This is a genomic window from Mucilaginibacter inviolabilis, assembly GCF_011089895.1.
GTDB classification, from domain to species: domain Bacteria; phylum Bacteroidota; class Bacteroidia; order Sphingobacteriales; family Sphingobacteriaceae; genus Mucilaginibacter; species Mucilaginibacter inviolabilis.
The window spans coordinates 617228-637735 of record NZ_JAANAT010000004.1 but is presented as its reverse complement, the minus strand read 5'-3'; the positions used below and the strand labels follow the sequence as shown (position 1 = coordinate 637735).

The following is a 20508-nucleotide window of genomic DNA, read 5'->3' as shown; positions in this document are numbered from 1 at the left end:
GATTTAAACCACTCATTTATTTATCTATGGAATTTAGACGATTAGGAGAAACTAAACTGGCTGTTTCGGTTATAACATTTGGTGCCTGGGCAGCCGGAGGCTGGATGTGGGGTGGTAATGACGACAAAGAGGCTATTGAAGCTATGCGTGTATCACACGATATGGGCATCACCTCCATTGACACCGCGCCTATTTACGGACAGGGTAAAAGCGAAGAATTGGTTGGCCAGGCTATAAAAGGCTTACCGCGCGATAAAGTACAAATCCTCACCAAATACGGCATGCGCTGGGATTTAGCTAAAGGCACTTTTGGTTTTAAAAGCCAGGATAATGATGGTAAGGATATCGACATTTATAAATATGCCGGCAAAGAAAGTATTATACTGGAATGCGAAAACAGCCTGAAACGTTTAGGAACCGACTATATCGACCTTTACCAGATTCACTGGCCAGATGCCTCTACGCCTATTGATGAAACCATGGAAGCTATATTGCGCCTTAAAGAACAGGGCAAAATACGCGAAGCTGGTGTAAGCAATTATGATATACAGCAAATGGCTACCGCCGAAAAAAGCATTAAGCTGGCATCCAACCAGGTGCCTTTCAGCATGGTAAACCGGGATATTGAGGATGAACTGATCCCCTATTGTATCGAAAATAAAAAATCGATCCTGGCCTATAGTCCACTGGAACGTGGTTTATTGACAGGTAAAATAAAACCCGGACATCAATTTGATGCAGGTGATCATCGCGCGAATGTTAAATATTTCAAAGAAGAAAATATCAGGCGTACCAATGAATTCCTGACTAAAATAAAACCCCTGGCCGACGAAAAAGGCGCCACCCTGGGACAATTGGTAATCCGCTGGACTATCAACCATCCGGGCATTACCATAGCGCTTGTGGGCGCCCGTAATGCAGCGCAAGCCAAACAAAATGCCAAAGCCATCGAGATACATATCAACGGCGAGGAAATGGAATTTATCAATAATCAACTGGGTGACCTGGAGATTATTGGATAATTTTTGAATATATAGCCAACTGTTATGCTAAAATAGGGGTGTCATGGTGAGCCCCGTCGAATCATGGTGGGCAGGCCTCTACGCACGAGTCTTCGACAAGCTCAGACCGACAGGCCTTTTGCTTCTTGAAGAAGATCCTTCGTTCCTCAGGATGACAAAAATATAATTATGTAATAACAAAAAGAGCGGCTCTAAGTGATGCCGCTCTTTTTATTTATTCATCTTCCTGATGCCTTCTTCTGTGTTTCTTCTTTTTCTTTGATTTCGACGAGGAAGACTTACTTTTCTTTTCAGATTTTTTCTTGGTAGTCGTAGTTTTCTTTTCTACGTTCTGTTTAACGGGCACAGCAGCTACTGCTCCTTTTTTATCAGCTACTTCGGTCGAATCTTTGCTGAGCTGTTTTACAGTAAATTCATTGCCTCTTAAACCATACTCCAGCTGGCGTTTAGCGCCTGTTGGTTTAGCATCTTTTCCGCTGCCGCTGTAAATCGGAAATTCACGCATCAGTTTGCCGTCACGGATGTAAAAGTTATCATTACCCCGGTAGCCTTTGCGCTGCGAGCTGTTTAGTTTTGGGAAATCGAGTTTATTGGCTTTGTTATTACTGAACTCAAAAGCATAAATACTCGCGTAATTGGTGGTATCTTTTGATTTGGCCTGTATCAATATCTCCGGATTCCCATCCAGATCCATATCGGCATTGTATGCATCAACTATAGTACCATCCAGATCGCCAGTAGTAGTGGTATATTTTATGGCGGATGAATCGGAATGCAGGATCATGAATGATCCGGCATCTAACGAACCCCGGCCCCAGCTCAATATATCATAGCTTTGCCCGGGAGATACCTCTATTAACTTATGAAACCTGAAAGGCGGCATCAGCTCCGGCTTTTTAGCTACCGGTGCGGTTGCCGCAGGCTTTTGTTGGTTACCACCACAACCGGCAATAACGGTACCTATTAATAGCGCGAAAAGATAAAATCTGTTTGTCATTTTATTTTGCAGGATATTAATTATATAAAGTATCGGCTGTCAATTCAGCTTTTTGTTTGCCCGGCGCGTTAATAAATATTTTCAGAGTACCCGGACCGCCTGCATCAACATATTTTAAAGTAACCTTATGATAGCCTTTTAATAAGGGCACCGCGCCTGCCTGCTCGGTAACCGCGTGTTTACCATCATTATCAACCACCGGCTGACCATCAATCAGTAATACCGATCCATTACCTGAAAGCGTTGAAAACCCGTAATTACCATCAGCATCGATATTTAAATAGCCCGAATAGATAATGCCGTATTTACCTTTGCTTTTCCGGAAATCAAGAGTGCTGAAAGTTTTAACAGCGCCGCTGTCGGCTGCCGGTAAATTTGTTAACTGGCTGGTTGCTGCATAAGTGCCCGAAAATAGCTGATATTTTACACCTGATGTTGATCCTGTATAATTAACGGCCGCCATTGGTGCTTTATTATACATTACGGTACGCGTTACTACGCTCCTTTTTCCGGATGGTGTGATCACGATGGTTTGCAGTTCCCGATATTGATCAGGCGGAACAGACAAGCTTAGCGGGATGGTATAGATCAGATCGGTTTCGCGCGGAGTATAACCATCAATAGTATAATATACTTTTGCGCCTTCTACCGATGGTTTTAAGGTAGCGTTCAACTGCGAACCTATCATCACCGTATCTTTAGCGCCGATAGCCACGGGTACACGATAGTTAATGTTATTTTTATCCAGCCACGCTAAATGGCCAGGTAAGCGGGTCTCTGAAAAGTCTTTAAAATTCTTATTAGCCAAAGGCGACCAGGCCACTTCTGACAGAGCCATCAATCGCGGCAGCAGCATATATTCTACTTTAGCATCGGTTGCTATATATTCCGTCCATAGGTTGGCTTGTACTCCTTCTATGTACTTTTGCTCATCCGCAGTTAAAACGGCCGGAGTTGGGTTATAACTGTATATTTTTGATAAAGGCTCGTTACCACCTATGCTCAATGGTTCCTGGTTGGGTTTACCCTGACCATGATCAATGTACAAACCACCGCTCCCCGGGGTCATGATCACATTGTGTTTTTGCTGGGCTGCTGCAATGCCGCCTTCTTCACCTCTCCAGCTCATTACCGTAGCATTTGGAGCAAGGCCGCCTTCCAGTATCTCGTCCCAACCTATAATGCTGCGCCCTTTGGAATTCAAAAATTTCTCGATTCTTTGGATGAAGTAGCTTTGGAGGCCATGTTCATCCTTCAGCTTTAACTTTTTAATCAGATCCTGGCAAAAGGCCGATTTTTTCCAGGCATCCTTAGGCGCTTCGTCGCCGCCAATGTGGATGTATTTACTTGGGAAAAGTTCCATTACCTCGGTCAAAACATCCTGCAAAAAGCCGAAAGTTTTATCAGACGGGCAATAGATATCCGGGAAGACGCCCCAGGTTTCGGCTACTTTAACCGGCGTTCCGGGATCACAGCCCAACTCAGGATAGGCAGCTAATGCTGCTGAGGAGTGACCCGGCATTTCAATTTCGGGAACGATGTTGATATACCTGTCAGACGCATATTTGACCACATCCCTGATCTGATCCTGGGTATAAAAACCACCATAAGGCGTACCATCAAATTGCTGAGGGGTACGGTCTCGATAACCGCCAATTAAGGTTTGCGCACGCATGCTGCTGATCTGGGTGAGCTTTGGATATTTCTTTATTTCGATGCGCCAGCCCTGATCTTCGGTGAGGTGCCAGTGAAAAGTATTCAGTTTGTACGCAGCCAACAGATCAATATATTTTTTAACCAATTCAACCGAAAAAAAGTGGCGACCAACATCCAGCATCGCGCCGCGGTAACCAAAACGGGGGTAATCTTCTATCTCCACGCATGGCAACTTAGCAGTAGCACTTCTGTCTAATGGCATTAACTGTAAAAGCGTTTGTATCCCGTAAAAGAGCCCAGATCCTTTACCTGCAATGATAATTTGTTCGGGTGTAATATTTAAGCGATAACCTTCGGCTGGTAAATTATCCGTACCTGCGGCCGTTAATTTGATAAAGTTTGCGTTTGGGTGATTCTTTATCATTGCTTTCACCACTACCGACTTGTGATAGTGCATATTGTTCGCCAGGTAATCTTTAAAAAACAAAACCGCTTTATTGGAAGGTGAGTCGGCCTGGATGATAGTTTCTTCACTTAATGTAAACTGTCCGGCAGCCTTTTTTAATGATACAGGAGCGGGAATAATACCCAGATTAGGATCGGAGTCCTGTGCTTTTGCCATGGTTACAAATACTGTTAACACAGCAAAAAGCACGGAAGATGCTTTTTTGTACATATTTATTAATCAGGTTGGTACGAAGAGGTGAATATAGATGTTTTTAAAAAAATATAAGAAGTTTAGCGTGTAAAAAATGTGTGCTAAAACGTATTTATTAGCGATATATATACTTTGCAAAAGTGATAAGCCATAACGTAGAGCGCTCAATTGCCGCTATGGCTGTTACTTTGCCTTGATACAAAGTAACCAAAAATCAAGTCAGCAGAAATGCTTCTTTTCACACGAGGCCTTTGCCCTGCAAAGCTGGTAGAACCACGGGCTGCAATTATTTTGCCCTACTTCGTTCGCACAGCCCACATGCTACAGCAAAAACTTGCTATGCCCCTACAGCCGCACGTGGCCACCATTGTTCTACCTGCTTTCGCCCGAAGCTGTTTTGCTGACAGGAACTCTTCGCGAAAATTTCAAAAAACGAATATCAATGAGCAAAGGTTAAAAACAAAAGCGCCAACTGTTTCCAGTTGGCGCTTGCAATATTTTAAAAGCCCTCTCCCTTTAGGGGAGGGTTGGGTGGGGCATTACGCGGTTACCACGTGTTCTTTAGCGGCCAGGTAACGTTCGGCATCAATGGCGGCCATACAACCTGTACCAGCAGCGGTAACTGCCTGGCGGTAAATATGATCCTGGGCATCTCCGCAGCAAAATACACCTTCTACGTTAGTTTCTGTTGATCCCGGACGGGTAAGGATATACCCGGTTTCGTCCATATTTAACCAGCCTTTAAAAATATCGGTATTAGGGTGATGACCAATAGCTACAAAGAAGCCGGTCACATTCAGATCGGTATCAACGTTGGTTTGATTATTAGTAACTCTTACACCGGTTACGCTTTGTCCGTCGCCAAGGATCTCTTTGGTTTCGGTGTTATAAAGAATCTCGATATTAGGGGTGTTCAGCACGCGATGTACCATGGCTTTAGAAGCACGGAACTCATCACGGCGAACAATCATATAAACTTTGCGGGCTAATTTGGCTAGGTAAGTAGCTTCTTCGGCAGCGGTATCACCGGCACCAACAATGGCTACATCCTGTCCTTTGAAAAAGAAGCCATCGCATACGGCACAGGCCGAAACACCAAAGCCGCTATATTTTTGTTCAGACTCCAAACCTAACCATTTAGCCGAAGCACCTGTAGCGATGATCACGGTATCGGCAGTAATGGTTTTGGTATCGTCGATAACTACTTTATGTGGCAGACTCGAAAAATCAACAGAGCTGGCATAACCAAAACGAATCTCGGTACCCAGGCGTTCGGCCTGTTTGCGCAGATCTTCCATCATTTCGGGACCCATGATACCTTCAGGATAGCCTGGAAAATTCTCTACTTCGGTAGTTTGGGTAAGTTGCCCGCCAGCCAGTAAACCAGTGTACATAACGGGTTTCAGATCGGCCCTTGAAGCATATATTGCGGCAGTATAACCGGCCGGCCCTGAGCCTATGATAAGGCATTTGATGTGTTCAGTTTCTTGAGACATTGTTATAAAAAAATGTATGCGAATTTACGATTTATTCAGAAGCCAATCAATAGCGCTTGGTCAGGATATTGCCATTGTTGATCCTCTAATCATACCTAAATATATCTTTTTCGGCATAAGAAATGTGAATTTTTCCTTTACCATCCACAACAACATTCAGATCAAATGGAATATGAAGTTCTTTCTCTTCGCTGTTATGGATACCCGATTCCTGATTGGGAGCGGATGTTAAAAGGAATATTTTCAACACCTCAGTACGGATCATGGGCTCCCAGTTAGGTGCTCCTGATAATTCGTTAATTATTGTACTATCAATTTCCTGATCAGATTTTCCCTCTATTAAAGGAGCCACTAATTTCCCATTTGGTGTTAAGTTAAAACTATAAGTTACATTATATCTTCCGTGTTTATTAAATTTTTTGGTTGAAAGTTTTAAATTTAAGTAATTAATCAAATCATATTTTGAACCTTGGCCCTCTTTCACATATTGAAATTTCCTGTCATTTAAATACGAAATAGTTTTAACTATTTTACCATCTTTATAAACCTCTGTTTTTATTATATCTCCATAATATGACAAACTATTCCAATCACCTTGCCTTACATTGTTTATAAAATTACCTTCCACCAATACTTTACCGGAACTATAGTCATAACTTTGGTACAGCCCATCCTGAATATCATCCCGATAAGTATTAATAAATGCAGGTTTTTGATGATTATACGACTTCCAGCTACCGTTCTTTTTACCATTTAAATATACCCCGGTTCGATCAATAAAGTTTCCACCCCGAGCAAACACCGAGTCTATTTTTTGAGTATCTCCATTTTGGATATTAAATTTACCCGGAGGTATTAATACATAATAGATAAACTTACCGTGGGGAATGGTAAACTGCTCATCTTTAAAAGTACCTATAGCCATTATGGTATCCTGCATATCATATTGCCTAATTGACCACGCAGAATCGCCATCCATTTTTTGATATAGAATATGAAGTTGCTTTAGATGAATCAATGGTTCTTGATCCATCATTAGTAATATAAATTTTTCGAACCTGCGCATTGGTCGTTATAGCGCAAATAAATAATAGTAAAGCAATAAAATAAGGCTTAAGCATAAATTAATTTTGAGCAGATAAATATAATCATTTACCTGTATTAGCTTTCAGCACCCGCATTACGTTGCCTCCTAATATTTTATCGATATCTTTTTCGGTATAGTTGAGTTTAAGCAGCTCCGCAGTTACTTTGGGATAATCTGCAACACTATCCATCCCTAAAGGGAATGATTCGGAACCATCAAAATCAGAGCCAATGCCTACGTGATCAACGCCTATCAATTTGACGATATAATCAATGTGTTGGATGAGCATGCTTAAAGGTGGCCGCAACTTGTCGGCTTCCGCCTGGTGCAGGGAGCTTGTTTTGATAAATCCCAGATCATTATCGTTATATACCTTGCTAAGTGAATCGATCTCCTTTTTATACTTTAAATAAAACCTGGTTACTTTGGCTGCATATGTACTATCTACAAAACCGCTGTAAAAATTCACACACACCACTCCTCCGTTTTTTGCCAGGGCTTTAAGCTGATCATCTTTCAGGTTACGCCTGTTCGGGTTGATATTGTAAACGCAGCTATGCGAGGCGATAACCGGCTTATTGGTAGTAGCCAGCACATCATAAAAAGTACGTTCGCCTACGTGCGATACGTCCACCATCACACCAAGCTCGTTTAAATGATGTACAATTTGTTTACCATAATCTGTTAAGCCCAAATGTTTCAGACTGTCTTTTTTGGTCACTTCATCACGTGCGGATGTAGCCCAGGAAGTACTGTTGTTCCAGGTAAGGGTTAGATAACGCATCCCCCTTTTGGCGAGACTATCGATATAATCCATCCGGTCTTCGATCATGTGCCCGCCTTCCACGCCTATCAAGGCAGCCAGCTTTTTCTGATCAACCGCTTTTTTCAGTTCGGCACTGTTATGCACCAGTACTATTTTATCGGGGTTGCGTTTGATGAGCGCGTATAAAGAGTCTATCTCCTGATTGGCTTGTGCAAAGGCAGTGCCCTTACCATATTTTTCACCGCACCAGATGGAAAATATTTGCGCATCCAAACCGCCCTCTTTTGCCCGAACCAGGTCGAAGTTACCCGCGCTTTGTCGCTTGGCCAGATCACTTTTGGTGATCAGCTGAGTTGACAACACATCGTTATGCGTATCTATCAAGACAGCCCTTTGATGTATTTGCTGTGCGTTTTGCGCTGAAAGCTTTAGCGAGATAAGCAGTAAAGGGAGTAGCAGCTTTTTCATGAGTTTAAGATAAGGTTGATTTTGTCTGAACCATGATTAATATGATTAAAGGATTTACAGGATTAAAACTTTGTCATGCTGAACGTAGTGAAGCACCTATCAATCGATATGGATAGTTTACGAATAGATCCTTCACTACGTTCAGGATGACAAGTTATATCTTTATATCCGTTCTGGATTTTAACTAATTTGCCAGGCATTTTTGTTCACTACTCACTACTCACTACTCACTACTCACTACTCACTACTCACTACTCACTACGTCTGTATCACCCCTACATTAAACGCTTTCTCTATCGGTGCGTGGTTGGCAGCCTCAATTCCCATGGAGATCACTTTACGGGTTTCCAGTGGATCAATGATACCATCCACCCAAAGTCTTGCAGCAGCATAGTATGGGGTAGTTTGGCTGTTGTACTTGTCGGTTATCTGTTTCAAGAGTTCAGCTTCTTTTACTTCATCCACCACTTCGCCCCGGGCTTTTAAACCAGCAGCTTGTATTTGTAACAGTGTTTTAGCAGCTTGCCCACCACCCATTACCGCGATTTTGGCCGATGGCCAGGCATAGATCAGCCTGGGGTCATAAGCTTTACCGCACATGGCATAATTACCAGCACCGTAGGAATTGCCTACTACAATTGTAAACTTAGGCACTACAGAATTGGCTACGGCGTTCACCATTTTGGCGCCATCTTTAATGATACCTCCCTGTTCAGACCTGCTACCTACCATAAAGCCGGTAACATCCTGCAGAAATACCAAAGGAATCTTCTTTTGATTACAGTTCATGATAAAACGAGTGGCTTTATCGGCCGAATCGGAATAAATAACGCCGCCAAACTGCATCTCGCCCTTTTTGGATTTGATCACTTTACGCTGATTAGCTACTATGCCTACCGCCCATCCATCAATACGACCCAGGCCGCAAATGATGGACTGACCATAGCCTTCCTTATATTCTTCAAAAGCCGAATCATCCAACAAGCGTAAGATGATCTCCTTCATATCATAGGCTTTTTCGCGGTTATCAGGCAGGATGCCATAAATATCTTTTTCGTTTAGCTTAGGAGCCACGGGTTTAATACGATCAAACCCAGCCTTGTTGTAATCGCCCACCATACTCATGATATTGCGGATCGAATCCAGGCAGGCCTTATCGTTGGGTTGTTTATAATCGGTAACGCCCGATATTTCGCAGTGAGTTGTGGCACCGCCAAGCGTTTCGTTATCCACATCTTCGCCAATGGCCGATTTTACCAGGTATGACCCAGCCAGGAAAACCGAACCTGTGCCTTCTACAATCATAGCCTCATCACTCATAATGGGCAAATAGGCTCCCCCAGCCACACAGGAGCCCATAATGGCGGAAATCTGGACAATGCCCATGCTACTCATGATAGCGTTATTGCGAAAAATACGCCCAAAATGTTCTTTATCTGGGAAGATCTCATCCTGCAGAGGTAAGTAGACTCCTGCAGAATCGACCAGGTAAATGATAGGCAGCCGATTTTCCATGGCTATTTCTTGTGCCCGCAGATTTTTCTTAGCGGTTATCGGGAACCAGGCACCGGCCTTTACAGTAGCATCATTAGCCACCACCACGCATTGCCTGCCCGATACATAACCAATACCACATACCACACCTCCTGACGGGCAACCACCATGTTCGGCATACATACCATCGGCAGTAAAGGCACCCATTTCCAGCCAGGGCTTGTCGTCGTCAATCAGATAGGCCACGCGCTCACGCGCCAGCATTTTGCCTTTTTCTTTTTGTTTGGCCGCGGCCTTCTCGCCACCACCCTCATGTATTTTTTTGAGCCGGGTATTGAGTTCATAAACAAGCTGTTTGTTTATATCCTCATTGATATTGAATGCGATATCCATAATTGGTTTATAATAGGAAAATGTAAATTAGGAAAAATTACAGGATCAAAAGCTAATGAATCGCTGTTTTGTTTTGCACATTATAGTGTAATAAATCTTTTGACATTGCTAATCAACTATTTATCTTGTTTAAACATTTAGGTGCCAATACGCAGCAAATAACGTAAAAACACGCATCTGAATTATCGGCAAACGCTATACCTTTAGCGCATAAATGCTCATCCCTATATGATACAAAAAACCAAACACTACGGCTGGTTACCCGACCTGCCCGATCACCGCGATTTTCAATATGCAATTGTACGCCATGAGGCCCTGGCGCAGCCCACTCCCCCATTAGTCGATCTCCGTGCGCAATGTCCGCCGGTCTATGACCAGGGTGAACTAGGTTCCTGCACAGCCAATGCTATAGCAGGCGCTTTTCAGTTTGAATTGATGAAACAAAAACTACCCGTATTTAATCCATCAAGGTTATTTATTTATTACAATGAACGTGTTTTAGAAGGTCACGTGAATGAAGATAGTGGTTCACAATTACGCGATGGTGTAAAATCAATTGCTACCCTGGGCGTTTGCGACGAAACGTTATGGCCATACAACGTGAGCCAATTTGCACAGCAGCCAACACCTGAGGTTTATACAAGTGCGCTATCAAACAAGGCCTTGCAATATACCCGTTTAAACAATACTGCAATTAATGAGTTAAAAACGTGCCTAGCCGGCGGTAATCCTTTTGTATTTGGCTTTACAGCTTACCAAAGTTTTGAAGGTGATGTTGTAGCTAAAAGTGGAGTTTTACCTATGCCCGCCCAATCAGAAAGCGTTATTGGTGGCCACGCGGTAATGGCCGTTGGTTATGACGACCAAAAGAGCGCATTTATTGTTCGTAACAGCTGGGGTAATGGATGGGGTCTTCAGGGTTACTTTTATATGCCTTATGACTATGTTACCAGCACCAACCTGGCCGACGATTTTTGGACCATTAGCCAGGTAGCTTAGTTTTCGCGTGATACGTATTACGTTATACGTCTCTAAATTATACCATAATTAGGTTCAACACGTCATATAATAAAATTCTTAAACAGTAATAACGTAATACGTATCACGTAAAACGCACAACATATTAAAGATGAAATCATCGGTCATTAAAGCCTTGCAGCATTTAAGCAACAAGCCCGAAAATTTATTTGTTAAAGTTATTGAACATGGCAGCATGTCTGTGGAGATATACAGACCAGTAAATATCGATCCTCAAACACCCCATCTACAGGATGAACTATACGTGATCATTAGCGGACACGGGGAATTTTTAAACGATGGCGTGCGTACAACTTTTCAGCAAGGCGATGTATTATTTGTGAAAGCCGGTGTTGAGCACCGTTTTGAAAACTTTACTGACGATTTTGCCACCTGGGTTATTTTTTACGGCCCGGATGGCGGAGAATAAGTCTTGGATGTGAGGAGGATGTGTAGATGTGCAAATATGTAGATGTGCAGATTAACTTTGTTGAGGACTTCGTCGTTTCAGATGTTTTGATTTTTCCATCTGCACATCTACATATCCGCACATTTGCACATCTAAGTAAGGTTTCTGTCCTTAAACCAAACTTCGTCAGGCGTAACGTTAAAACCATCCATGAGATTAATCAGTTCGATAGGATCGCCGGAAGTGATGACCAGGTCGCGGTTGGTAGGCTTCATGAATTTTTGTTCAACCATGACATCTAATTGTTTCAGGAGAAAATCGTAAAAACCGTTTACGTTGAGTAAACCTATCGGGTGTTTGTGCAGGCCCAATTGCAGCCAGGTTAATACTTCAAAAAACTCTTCGAGTGTACCTATACCACCTGGCAAAGTGATGATGGCATCGCAAAGGTCATTCATCAGTTGTTTGCGTTGGTGCATATTTTCAACAATATGCAACTCAGTTAAACCGGTATGGCCAACCTCCTTGTCCATCAAAAATTGCGGGATAATTCCAATGGCCTTGCCACCGCGTTGCAGAACATTATCGGCCAGCAGGCCCATTATGCCCACCTTACCACCACCATATACCAGGGTAATATTGCGGCTTACCATGAGTTCGGCCAGTTGTTCAACCACTTGTTTCAATACCGGATCGCCATTGAAATTGGCACCACAAAATACGCAGATAGCTTTCATGATTGGGTTTGGTTATTTATCTGGTCAGATGATGTTGATTGAGTTGAGTGAATTAAAAACTGAATCAACTCACTCAACATAATCAACTAAAAACTTATCTACTAGTATAGTTAGGAGCCTCTTTAGTAATGGTAATATCATGCGGGTGGCTTTCGCGCATACCTGCCGCAGTGATGCGTACAAACTTAGCTCTTTGCAGATCCTCAATATTAGCGGCACCGCAATAGTGCATACCGGCACGCAAACCTCCAATATATTGGAATATCACTTCGGCCATGTTGCCTTTAAATGGTACACGACCTACGATACCTTCTGGAACCAGCTTGGTCACTACATCAGTCTCATCCTGGAAATAACGGTCTTTTGAACCTTTAGCCATAGCCTCAACTGAACCCATACCGCGGTATGATTTAAATTTACGGCCTTCGTAGATAATGGTTTCGCCTGGCGACTCTTCCACACCGGCAAATAAGGATCCTGCCATAATAGAGCTTGCACCTGCTGCAATAGCCTTAACAATATCACCAGTTTGTTTGATACCTCCATCGGCAATTACCGGGATACCACGACCTTCTAATGCTTTGGCACACTCATAAACCGCATATAACTGTGGTACACCTACACCGGCAATAATACGGGTGGTACATATAGAACCTGGACCAATACCTACTTTTACCGCATCGGCACCGGCATCGGCTAGTGCAAGAGCAGCGTCACCGGTTGCTATGTTACCGGCTATAACCTGTAAGTTTGGATATAATTTTTTAACTGCCTTCACCATGTCAATAACTCCTTTTGAATGACCGTGAGCGGTATCAACCGTAACCACATCCACACCGGCGTTAACCAGTGCTGTTACACGGTCAATGTTATCCGCAGCAACTCCAACAGCGGCTCCTACACGTAAACGACCAAATTCGTCTTTACAGGCATTAGGGAAGTTTTTTACTTTTTGTATGTCTTTATAGGTGATCAGCCCTACCAGTTTACCATCTTTGTTTACGACAGGCAATTTTTCAATTTTGTTGCCTTGCAAAATAGCTGCGGCTTCGGTTAGTGTGGTACCTTCCGGAGCAGTGATTAAACCAACTTTGGTCATCACTTCGCTTACCGGTACCGACATATCTTTCTGGAAACGTAGATCGCGGTTGGTGATAATTCCTTTTAGTTTATGATCCGCATCAATTACCGGGATACCGCCGATGCTAAACTCTTTCATGATCTGGAAAGCATCTGCAAGCAATGCATCTTCCAACAGGGTTACAGGATCTTGTATCATCCCGCTTTCTGAACGTTTAACTTTGCGCACTTCATCAGCCTGAGCCTGTATGGTCATGTTTTTGTGCAACATGCCTATACCACCTGCCTGGGCTATGGCAATAGCCAAACCAGATTCGGTAACGGTGTCCATAGCTGCTGAGATGATTGGAATGTTTAACCGGATGCTTTTTGTTAAAAAAGTACTGGTGTTAACTTCGCGCGGTAAAACTTCTGAATAAGCCGGGAGTAGTAAAACGTCGTCGTAAGTTAATCCTTCGGCAACAAATTTTGATGGGTCTAACTGCATAGCAAATAATTATTTTGGAGTTATTATTTGCCGGGCAAAGGTAATAATTATTTCGGATTTAGGATGTACAATTTCGGATTTATTTAAAAGTGCGGGGAAAATTGCCTTTGTATGATAAATCTAATTTTGGCCTTTAATGAAAATGTCATTGCGAGCGAAGCGTGGCAATCGCACACTATACAGGGTCAACTTGCATAATTCGCGATTGCCACGCTTCGCTCGCAATGACATGATTTTTTATCTCTGGATAAAATCCTAATACTTCCCTACGATCACTTTATAAAACTGATCGAAGTTGAGGTATTTATTGGCCAGGTTACGTAATTCAAAAGCGGTTGTTGTTTTTACTGTTGTGGCGTACCTATCGTAATAATCATAATCTAAACCGGCAAAATAGATGCTTTTAAATTTGTCGGCATGTGAAAACACATTCTCCAGGCTGCCCAGTAACGATCCCAGCATAAAGTTGCGCACCAGCGATAATTCTTCTTCTGGTATTAGTTCAGTTTTAAGTAGTTCAAGCTCTTTTTCAATTTCGCCCACAGCCGCTTTGCATACATCAGCACCAACTTCCGTAGCGATAAAGAAAGCGCCGCCCTGTTTAAAGGAACTAAGGCCCGAACCGATACCATAAGTATATCCTTTATCCTCACGGATATTCGCCATCAGTCTTGAGCCGAAATATCCACCCAATACGGTATTCAACACCTGCAAAGGTTGAAAATCAGGATGATTACGATTAACAGTTGGTAAACCTATTCTGATGGCCGATTGCAGGGCATCTGGCTTTTCGGTAAAATAAAACAGCTCGGTTGCTGGCTTTAGTTCTGGCTGTGACGTATCAGCAGCAACAGGGCCATTAATCCAGCTTTTATCAAAAGTATCTTTGATGAGCGTTAAAGTTTCTGATTCAATCTTTCCGGCGATGATCAAGGTACAATTTGAAGGCTGGTACATTTGTTTAAAATGCGCCAGCAAATCTTCGCGCTGTAAACTTTTGTAATTATCAAAGCTTGCTCCCAGTCCGTAGATGGTTTCGCCATAAATAGCTTTATTAAAATCGCGCCGGGCAACCACATCATTTTTTTGAAGACTCACCTGTAGTTTCTGCTGCTGATTACGCTTAAAAGTTTCCAGCTCCTTTTCGGGGAATACAGAATTTGTAAGCACATCCAGAATTACCGGCAGCGTATGGTGTAAATGTTTATTTAAGCTATACAAGGTTACCAAGGAATTCTCATACCCGTAATCAACCTGCAAAAAGGCGCCATAAAAGTCAATTTTATCAGCAATTTCAGAGGCTGATAAGGTAGCTGTGCCTTCTGTAAGCATGGTATTTACAGCCATGTTAAGCAGGGGCTTGGCCTCGTCAAAACGCAGGTTATTAAATATCCATTCTATGCGTACCAGTTCCTGGTCGCCGGAGTTAAAACAATAAACATTGCAGCCATTATCCAGCTTTTTATGTTCAGGTTTTATGAGTTTTATATTTTCAATAGCCTTAAAATCCGGGGCTAATTTTCTGTCGATCATGTTTCTTATTTTTTTGTCAGAATCAGAATTTATTTAAGCTAAGGCCGATTCGGTTTTTTCGGCTAAATAAATCAGGGTTGATGAGTTATCTTTCCTGAATATCCTAACGGCCGTATCCTTTATCTGAGCAGCGGTTACAGCCAGATATTTAGGTGTTTCCTGATTAAGCATTTCGGCATCGCCCAGCAATTCAAATGAAGCCAGATTCATGGCTTTGTCCAGCAGTGACATTTCCGAAAAAACCATGGTCGATTCGGTTTTGTTCTGCACCTTGGTTAGTTCATCTGCCGGAATCTCTTCATTTTTAACCTTTTCCAATTCTTCCCACAGAGCAGCTTCTGCCTGTTCAATACTCACATTTTCGAGAGGTTTACCTTCCAGTACAAACATGCCTTTATCCAAACTGCTGGTGATGTAAGCATGTACTTCGCTGAATATCTGCCTGTCCTGCACCAAACTGCGGTATAAACGTGATGAGTTACCGCGTGAAAGCACATCCGATAATAATTCTGTTGCATAAAAATCATCATCCAGTCTGCCACCCATTTGAAATGCTATGTACACATCATTCAGCGGAACTTTTGCAGTAACCGTTTCGCGGCGTTCCTCATGCTGCTCGGCTTCCTGCGGTAAATTACGGTGATACTTTTCGCCTGCAGGAATAGATGCGAACCATTTTTCGGCCAGCTGTTTTACCTGCTCTGTAGTAACATCACCACCAACTACCATAATGGCATTTTGCGGGTTGTAATGTTTTTTAAAGAAGGCCTTTACATCTTCAATGCGGGCATCTTCAATATGTTTAATGGTTTTACCGATAGTAGCCCAACGATATGGGTGCTGCTTGTAAACCAGGGGACGCAGTTTTAACCATACATCGCCATAAGGTTGGTTCAGGTAACGCTGCTTAAACTCCTCTATTACCACGTTGCGCTGTACCTCCAGGCTCTTTTCGCTAAAAGCCAGGCTTAGCATCCTATCGCTTTCCAGCCAAAAGGCCGTCTCGATATTAGCCGAAGGAAGCGTGATATAATAGTTGGTGATATCATTGCTGGTAAAAGCGTTGTTTTCGCCACCTACCCGTTGCAGGGGCTCATCGTAGCTGGGTATATTTACAGACCCGCCAAACATCAGGTGCTCAAACAAATGTGCAAAACCGGTTTGCTCGGGGTTTTCGTCACGGGCGCCTACATCATACAGAATGTTAAGCACCGCCATTGGGGTAGTATTATCTTCATGAACAATAACCCGAAGACCATTATCCAGTGTGAAACGGTTGAATTTAACCATGTAATAATTTTAATTTAAAAACGGGTAAAGGTATAATTTTTAGCTTTGGGTGTATATACTTACCCAGTATAAATTACAAAAAGCTTAAAAACAGCTTAGTAAACGGTTATAAAAAACCACTATCAAAACACCTGCGTGTTTTAAATGATCTGCAAAAACAAGCAATTTTCAGACCGATAAAACATTTCTCTTCATTACAAAAACCTTAAATTTGTGATGATATGCTTACCCGTGAACAACTTACCGAAGAATTAGCACATACACTGGGCAAAACCAAAGTATTAAAGTTAACTCGTATTTTGGAGGAACAACATTTTGCTTTACGCGATCTGATCGACATTACCTTTCATCAGGATAAGGTGATCGGCTTTCGCGCGGTATGGATATTAGAAAATATGTTTTTGAAACATCCGGAGCACTATCTTAACGATCTGGAATACTTTGCATCCCGTTTCAAAGAGGTAAAAAATCCAAGCTGCATGCGGCATTATACCAAACTGATCATGCACATGACCGATACTTTATCGCCAGCTTCCGTTAGGCAAAAACTTCAAACCATCAATCTGGAACCGGTAGTTGAACAACTTTTTGACTGGATGATTGATCCTAAAGTTAAGGTAGCAGTTAAAGGCTTTGCCGGTAGAGCGCTCTTTAATTTAAAAGACCGTTATGACTGGATTGCCGAAGAGTTGGAAGGTCAGCTCAAAATATTTCTATGCGATCGCAGTGCAGGCATGAGATCGGCTGCAAAAAATACATTGAAATTAATTCAAAAGTAAAAAGCCAAAATGAGTTACGCTTACACGTCGGGCAACTACGCTTTGTTTTGACTTTTGAATTTTGACTTAATCCGAAGTTGGCCTGTCTTCTCTGTGCAAATTATTACTTACCTGGTGATGATGTAATTTCGCAGCAATAGCCGATTTACTATTATCGGCATAGGTTCCATAAGCATTGATGAGTACCCCTTTAAGACTATATTTAGGCGATGATACCGCGTAAATGATCGACATATCATCTGGGTTACTGGCTCCCTCAAACCTATAAAATTCATCAATTTCAAAGTCGTCGGCACTCATATGTATATCTTGTGCTTTATCATCTATCGTATCACCGTCCAGGCTCAGATTGGCGGTATATCCCCTTTTTATAAGGTCGTTAGTGGCATCCACTAAGGTTTCGTAACTTCTCATGGCGGTGATATTTTGTTTAATATAACAGGATGCAGTATTTAGTTGCTGATGTATATAACCATCAAACCCGCACCTTGTTTGAATACGCTGGGTTTAAAACAAAAAAACTTACGAAGTTTTTGAAACTTCGTAAGTTTTCAGAATGCTTTTTTTAAAGATCCCTCTTCTGAAAGGGTTTAGTAAGATTTAAATAGCTTTAGCCAACCACAGTGAAGCATTCAGGTGCAACGCAGGGTGTGAGGTATATCCGGATGGGGCATCGCCAGACCAACCGTTAAACAGGCTGTCGCCGGTATCGCCGGTACCGTCATCAGCAGGTGAACTATCACCAATCCACACAATACGACCAGTTCCATAAGTGGCCAATAGAGCCATTACGTTATTATTACCACCATTGGTAGCTGAATTACGCCAGAACAAGCCTTGTACGCTTGAATTATTTGACGGGAACAGTGTTGCTGTTGAACCATTATAAAAAGCCAGTTTAGAAGCTGTGCCAGCGGCTCCATTCAATACTTTTTGCGCATTGGCATTGGTACCAGTATAAACATTGGTTGACGGACCTTCGCTGATGTCAACATAATTGATGTTAAAACCAAATGGGTTGTTATTATTGATACCGTTATTGGTCATCAGGTCATTCCAAACACGTGGTGAATCATAACCATCACCATCCCTGTCAGACGGGTTGTAGCCATTGGCATCAGTTCCGGCTGTGGTAGCAGCTGTATGGTCGGCGATCATCATTAATCCGCCGCCATTATTAACAAAGTTCATTAAAGCTGTTTTTTCGGCAGCGGTAAATAAACGGTTGGGCTCATCAACCACAAAAACATCATAATTGCTTAAATCCTGTGGGTTTGATGAATTTCCATAGGTAATTGTTGATCCGCTTGGCAAGGTTTCAACCAGTTCACCTAATTTCACCAATGAAACGGCCCATGCAGATATACCACCCTTCCAGTAAGTTTCAGGAGTGCTGGCTGTTATGCCTGTGTAAGATGGTGTAGGGATGCGTTGTGCTTTGGTTTCAACTGTTGTACCACCGGTATAAATCGGCACATTCTCGGTACCATCGGCATCTATCTGCCAATCTGCACTACCTGCGTTTTCCAGGTGACTGGCATCAAACAGGAATTTTTTACCTGTAACTACTACCGGTGGAGGAGTTGTGCCGCCACCACCGTTATCATTAATGGTAATATCATCTATATTAATACGGTTAGTGCCACCGGTTAATTTGCGGATCTCTAAACGTGCACTTCCGGTTACATTAATGGTAAAAGTTTGTGCAGCCAATGTTGCACCGGTTGTAATGTTTGAACCTGATTGCGCCCAGGTAGTGCCACCATCAACAGAGTAAAACAATCCCCATTGACTTGCAGGATCGCTGCCATAAGTTGCAGAACTAATAGTAACAGTGCTTATGCCGCCGGTTACATCAAATAACATGGTAATTTTACCGGTATTACGTATACGGGCGCTCCATGATCCGTTTTTTTGATCAGCGCTCAGATTGCCGATTAACGCATCAAACATATTCCATGAATTGCCAGACAGGGTTACATTGTCGCCACTGCTGGAACCTGTTGGAGCCACATCATAAGCCGTTTTTGGGCTGGTTGATCCCACTTCGAAACCCTGTGTAAGCGATACCGCCTGGGTTTTAATGTTTTTGCTGATGGAAGCGGCCGCATCAGGAGTTTGGCCTTTGGGAGTACTGTTTTTCTGACAACCCATTACCAGCATTCCGGTAAGGGCAGAGGCTACGAATAATAGCCCGGGTTGGGTAAATTTAAGCATAGTGATTTTCGGTAAGTTTATATATGTGTCGGTACTAAATAATTGTGTGGTAAACTTCTATAAAAGTTTATAATCAAACATTTACACAATATTAACATATTATTAAATATTAACAATAACCTAACTACAAGACTTTTAAATAAGAATATTCTCCATTCATTAATCACTGTTTATTTAGCTATATTTACATATGGTTTGCAGCAATATCAAAGCTTTATTTAAAAAACACCTGTTAGTTTTTGGCTTCTTGATTAGCTTTTTTGCACTATCGGGCTATACAAGTCAAAGCATTGCAGGCAATAATTGTGTGTCTGAAACAGAATTGTTTTCCGATAAGAACTTTGTTGCAAAAGGTGGCATTAGTTATAAGAGAGCAGCATTAGCATTTTATACTAACCTAACGCCATCCGTTGCCAGCAAAAAATACACATTCCAAGGAATTAATGCTGATGATGTGCTTGTACTAACCAGCCATAGGTATTTAAAGCACTTGTATTTATCTACTAAACATTACCTCACCTACCACATTGATCATCTGTATCGCACAGCCGACTATCATGATAATGCTACACCTTTCAGAATAGGCTAATCTGGCCTGTTTATCAAAAACACATATATCAATTTATTAATGGCTTAGATATGCTTAAAGCATATTAGACCCTCACGGCTATCGGCATGAAAAAGCTAAAAAAAACATTCAGGCTTTTTTGCCTGGTACTGTTTTTATTATTGGCTGTTACCGGTGTGGCTATAACCGGAGCAGGACCAACACAATCAAAAAACAGGGACAGAATTATGGACAACGAAACCTTAATAGAAATGGTGGAGGAAAAAAGTAAGGAAGATGACGAGGAAAAACCTTAATCCTTAACATACAAAAAGAGCCGCCCTATTAAGGCGGCTCTTTTGCTATATAATAGAT

The 20508-nt window shown here is 42.3% G+C and carries 18 protein-coding genes; 6 read left to right on the top strand and 12 right to left on the bottom strand.

Going from position 1 to position 20508, the window contains the following annotated elements:
• Nucleotides 1-26 precede the first annotated feature (26 nt).
• Nucleotides 27-1022, top strand: coding sequence for an aldo/keto reductase (locus tag G7092_RS26295; protein WP_166094369.1), 996 nt, complete (start codon nucleotides 27-29; stop codon nucleotides 1020-1022).
• A gap of 214 nt (nucleotides 1023-1236) precedes the next feature.
• On the opposite strand, the gene G7092_RS26290 is transcribed toward G7092_RS26295, so the two are convergent.
• The 6 genes from G7092_RS26290 to G7092_RS26265 all read right to left on the bottom strand — a co-directional run bounded on the left by G7092_RS26290 (nucleotide 1237) and on the right by G7092_RS26265 (nucleotide 10037).
• The gene (locus G7092_RS26290; RefSeq protein WP_166094367.1) at nucleotides 1237-2019 is read right to left on the bottom strand and encodes a hypothetical protein; all 783 of its coding nucleotides are present in this window, start codon (nucleotides 2017-2019) and stop codon (nucleotides 1237-1239) included.
• Between the two features lie 16 nt (nucleotides 2020-2035).
• The gene (locus G7092_RS26285) at nucleotides 2036-4351 is read right to left on the bottom strand and encodes a family 20 glycosylhydrolase (protein ID WP_166094364.1); all 2316 of its coding nucleotides are present in this window, start codon (nucleotides 4349-4351) and stop codon (nucleotides 2036-2038) included.
• A gap of 521 nt (nucleotides 4352-4872) precedes the next feature.
• Nucleotides 4873-5829, bottom strand: coding sequence for a thioredoxin-disulfide reductase (gene trxB / locus G7092_RS26280; protein WP_166094362.1), 957 nt, complete (start codon nucleotides 5827-5829; stop codon nucleotides 4873-4875).
• 85 nt (nucleotides 5830-5914) lie between these two features.
• On the bottom strand, nucleotides 5915-6865 hold the full coding sequence (locus G7092_RS26275; RefSeq protein WP_166094359.1) for a toxin-antitoxin system YwqK family antitoxin: 951 nt from the start codon (nucleotides 6863-6865) through the stop codon (nucleotides 5915-5917).
• A 112-nt stretch (nucleotides 6866-6977) separates the two neighbouring features.
• Entirely contained in the window at nucleotides 6978-8150 is a 1173-nt protein-coding gene (locus G7092_RS26270) for a dipeptidase (protein WP_166094357.1), read from the bottom strand.
• A 258-nt stretch (nucleotides 8151-8408) separates the two neighbouring features.
• Complete coding sequence (locus G7092_RS26265) at nucleotides 8409-10037, bottom strand: acyl-CoA carboxylase subunit beta (protein ID WP_166094355.1); 1629 nt, start codon at nucleotides 10035-10037, stop codon at nucleotides 8409-8411.
• A 228-nt stretch (nucleotides 10038-10265) separates the two neighbouring features.
• Between G7092_RS26265 and G7092_RS26260 the strand changes: the two genes are divergently transcribed.
• Nucleotides 10266-11036, top strand: coding sequence for a C1 family peptidase (locus tag G7092_RS26260; RefSeq protein ID WP_166094353.1), 771 nt, complete (start codon nucleotides 10266-10268; stop codon nucleotides 11034-11036).
• 130 nt (nucleotides 11037-11166) lie between these two features.
• Nucleotides 11167-11484 (top strand): cupin domain-containing protein, encoded by a 318-nt coding sequence (locus G7092_RS26255; protein ID WP_166094351.1) that lies wholly within the window; start codon nucleotides 11167-11169, stop codon nucleotides 11482-11484.
• Between the two features lie 131 nt (nucleotides 11485-11615).
• On the opposite strand, the gene G7092_RS26250 is transcribed toward G7092_RS26255, so the two are convergent.
• The 4 genes from G7092_RS26250 to G7092_RS26235 all read right to left on the bottom strand — a co-directional run bounded on the left by G7092_RS26250 (nucleotide 11616) and on the right by G7092_RS26235 (nucleotide 16590).
• Nucleotides 11616-12200 carry an LOG family protein gene (locus G7092_RS26250; protein ID WP_166094349.1) on the bottom strand — a complete coding sequence of 195 codons (585 nt, stop codon included), beginning with the start codon at nucleotides 12198-12200 and terminating at the stop codon, nucleotides 11616-11618.
• A 94-nt stretch (nucleotides 12201-12294) separates the two neighbouring features.
• On the bottom strand, nucleotides 12295-13767 hold the full coding sequence (gene guaB / locus G7092_RS26245; RefSeq protein ID WP_166094346.1) for an IMP dehydrogenase: 1473 nt from the start codon (nucleotides 13765-13767) through the stop codon (nucleotides 12295-12297).
• Nucleotides 13768-14022: 255 nt separating this feature from the next.
• Entirely contained in the window at nucleotides 14023-15300 is a 1278-nt protein-coding gene (locus G7092_RS26240; RefSeq protein WP_166094344.1) for a M16 family metallopeptidase, read from the bottom strand.
• 33 nt (nucleotides 15301-15333) lie between these two features.
• Nucleotides 15334-16590, bottom strand: a complete 1257-nt coding sequence (locus G7092_RS26235; protein ID WP_166094342.1) for a M16 family metallopeptidase — start codon at nucleotides 16588-16590, stop codon at nucleotides 15334-15336.
• Nucleotides 16591-16811: 221 nt separating this feature from the next.
• Between G7092_RS26235 and G7092_RS26230 the strand changes: the two genes are divergently transcribed.
• On the top strand, nucleotides 16812-17369 hold the full coding sequence (locus tag G7092_RS26230) for a HEAT-like fold family protein (RefSeq protein WP_166094340.1): 558 nt from the start codon (nucleotides 16812-16814) through the stop codon (nucleotides 17367-17369).
• Nucleotides 17370-17435: 66 nt separating this feature from the next.
• Here the strand turns inward: G7092_RS26230 and G7092_RS26225 are convergent, their stop codons facing one another.
• Both G7092_RS26225 and G7092_RS26220 read right to left on the bottom strand, forming a co-directional pair.
• Nucleotides 17436-17783: a phosphoribosylpyrophosphate synthetase gene (locus G7092_RS26225; RefSeq protein ID WP_166094338.1), complete on the bottom strand. Its 348-nt coding sequence runs from the start codon at nucleotides 17781-17783 to the stop codon at nucleotides 17436-17438.
• Nucleotides 17784-17969: 186 nt separating this feature from the next.
• Nucleotides 17970-19586, bottom strand: a complete 1617-nt coding sequence (locus tag G7092_RS26220) for a hydrolase (RefSeq protein ID WP_166094336.1) — start codon at nucleotides 19584-19586, stop codon at nucleotides 17970-17972.
• A gap of 190 nt (nucleotides 19587-19776) precedes the next feature.
• Here G7092_RS26220 and G7092_RS26215 point away from each other — a divergent pair, with 190 nt between their 5' ends.
• Together G7092_RS26215 and G7092_RS26210 are read left to right on the top strand one after the other, a co-directional pair.
• Nucleotides 19777-20175 (top strand): hypothetical protein, encoded by a 399-nt coding sequence (locus tag G7092_RS26215; protein ID WP_166094334.1) that lies wholly within the window; start codon nucleotides 19777-19779, stop codon nucleotides 20173-20175.
• A gap of 86 nt (nucleotides 20176-20261) precedes the next feature.
• Complete coding sequence (locus G7092_RS26210) at nucleotides 20262-20450, top strand: hypothetical protein (RefSeq protein WP_166094332.1); 189 nt, start codon at nucleotides 20262-20264, stop codon at nucleotides 20448-20450.
• Nucleotides 20451-20508 lie beyond the last annotated feature (58 nt).

Excerpts from the sequence above, each read along its gene's own strand:
- G7092_RS26295 (WP_166094369.1), top strand. The coding sequence starts at position 27 with ATGGAATTTAGACGATTAGGAGAAACTAAACTGGCTGTTTCGGTTATA.
- G7092_RS26290 (WP_166094367.1), bottom strand. The coding sequence starts at position 2,019 with ATGACAAACAGATTTTATCTTTTCGCGCTATTAATAGGTACCGTTATT.
- G7092_RS26285 (WP_166094364.1), bottom strand. The coding sequence starts at position 4,351 with ATGTACAAAAAAGCATCTTCCGTGCTTTTTGCTGTGTTAACAGTATTT.
- trxB (WP_166094362.1), bottom strand. The coding sequence starts at position 5,829 with ATGTCTCAAGAAACTGAACACATCAAATGCCTTATCATAGGCTCAGGG.
- G7092_RS26275 (WP_166094359.1), bottom strand. The coding sequence starts at position 6,865 with ATGATGGATCAAGAACCATTGATTCATCTAAAGCAACTTCATATTCTA.
- G7092_RS26270 (WP_166094357.1), bottom strand. The coding sequence starts at position 8,150 with ATGAAAAAGCTGCTACTCCCTTTACTGCTTATCTCGCTAAAGCTTTCA.
- G7092_RS26265 (WP_166094355.1), bottom strand. The coding sequence starts at position 10,037 with ATGGATATCGCATTCAATATCAATGAGGATATAAACAAACAGCTTGTT.
- G7092_RS26260 (WP_166094353.1), top strand. The coding sequence starts at position 10,266 with ATGATACAAAAAACCAAACACTACGGCTGGTTACCCGACCTGCCCGAT.
- G7092_RS26255 (WP_166094351.1), top strand. The coding sequence starts at position 11,167 with ATGAAATCATCGGTCATTAAAGCCTTGCAGCATTTAAGCAACAAGCCC.
- G7092_RS26250 (WP_166094349.1), bottom strand. The coding sequence starts at position 12,200 with ATGAAAGCTATCTGCGTATTTTGTGGTGCCAATTTCAATGGCGATCCG.
- guaB (WP_166094346.1), bottom strand. The coding sequence starts at position 13,767 with ATGCAGTTAGACCCATCAAAATTTGTTGCCGAAGGATTAACTTACGAC.
- G7092_RS26240 (WP_166094344.1), bottom strand. The coding sequence starts at position 15,300 with ATGATCGACAGAAAATTAGCCCCGGATTTTAAGGCTATTGAAAATATA.
- G7092_RS26235 (WP_166094342.1), bottom strand. The coding sequence starts at position 16,590 with ATGGTTAAATTCAACCGTTTCACACTGGATAATGGTCTTCGGGTTATT.
- G7092_RS26230 (WP_166094340.1), top strand. The coding sequence starts at position 16,812 with ATGCTTACCCGTGAACAACTTACCGAAGAATTAGCACATACACTGGGC.
- G7092_RS26225 (WP_166094338.1), bottom strand. The coding sequence starts at position 17,783 with ATGAGAAGTTACGAAACCTTAGTGGATGCCACTAACGACCTTATAAAA.
- G7092_RS26220 (WP_166094336.1), bottom strand. The coding sequence starts at position 19,586 with ATGCTTAAATTTACCCAACCCGGGCTATTATTCGTAGCCTCTGCCCTT.
- G7092_RS26215 (WP_166094334.1), top strand. The coding sequence starts at position 19,777 with ATGGTTTGCAGCAATATCAAAGCTTTATTTAAAAAACACCTGTTAGTT.
- G7092_RS26210 (WP_166094332.1), top strand. The coding sequence starts at position 20,262 with ATGAAAAAGCTAAAAAAAACATTCAGGCTTTTTTGCCTGGTACTGTTT.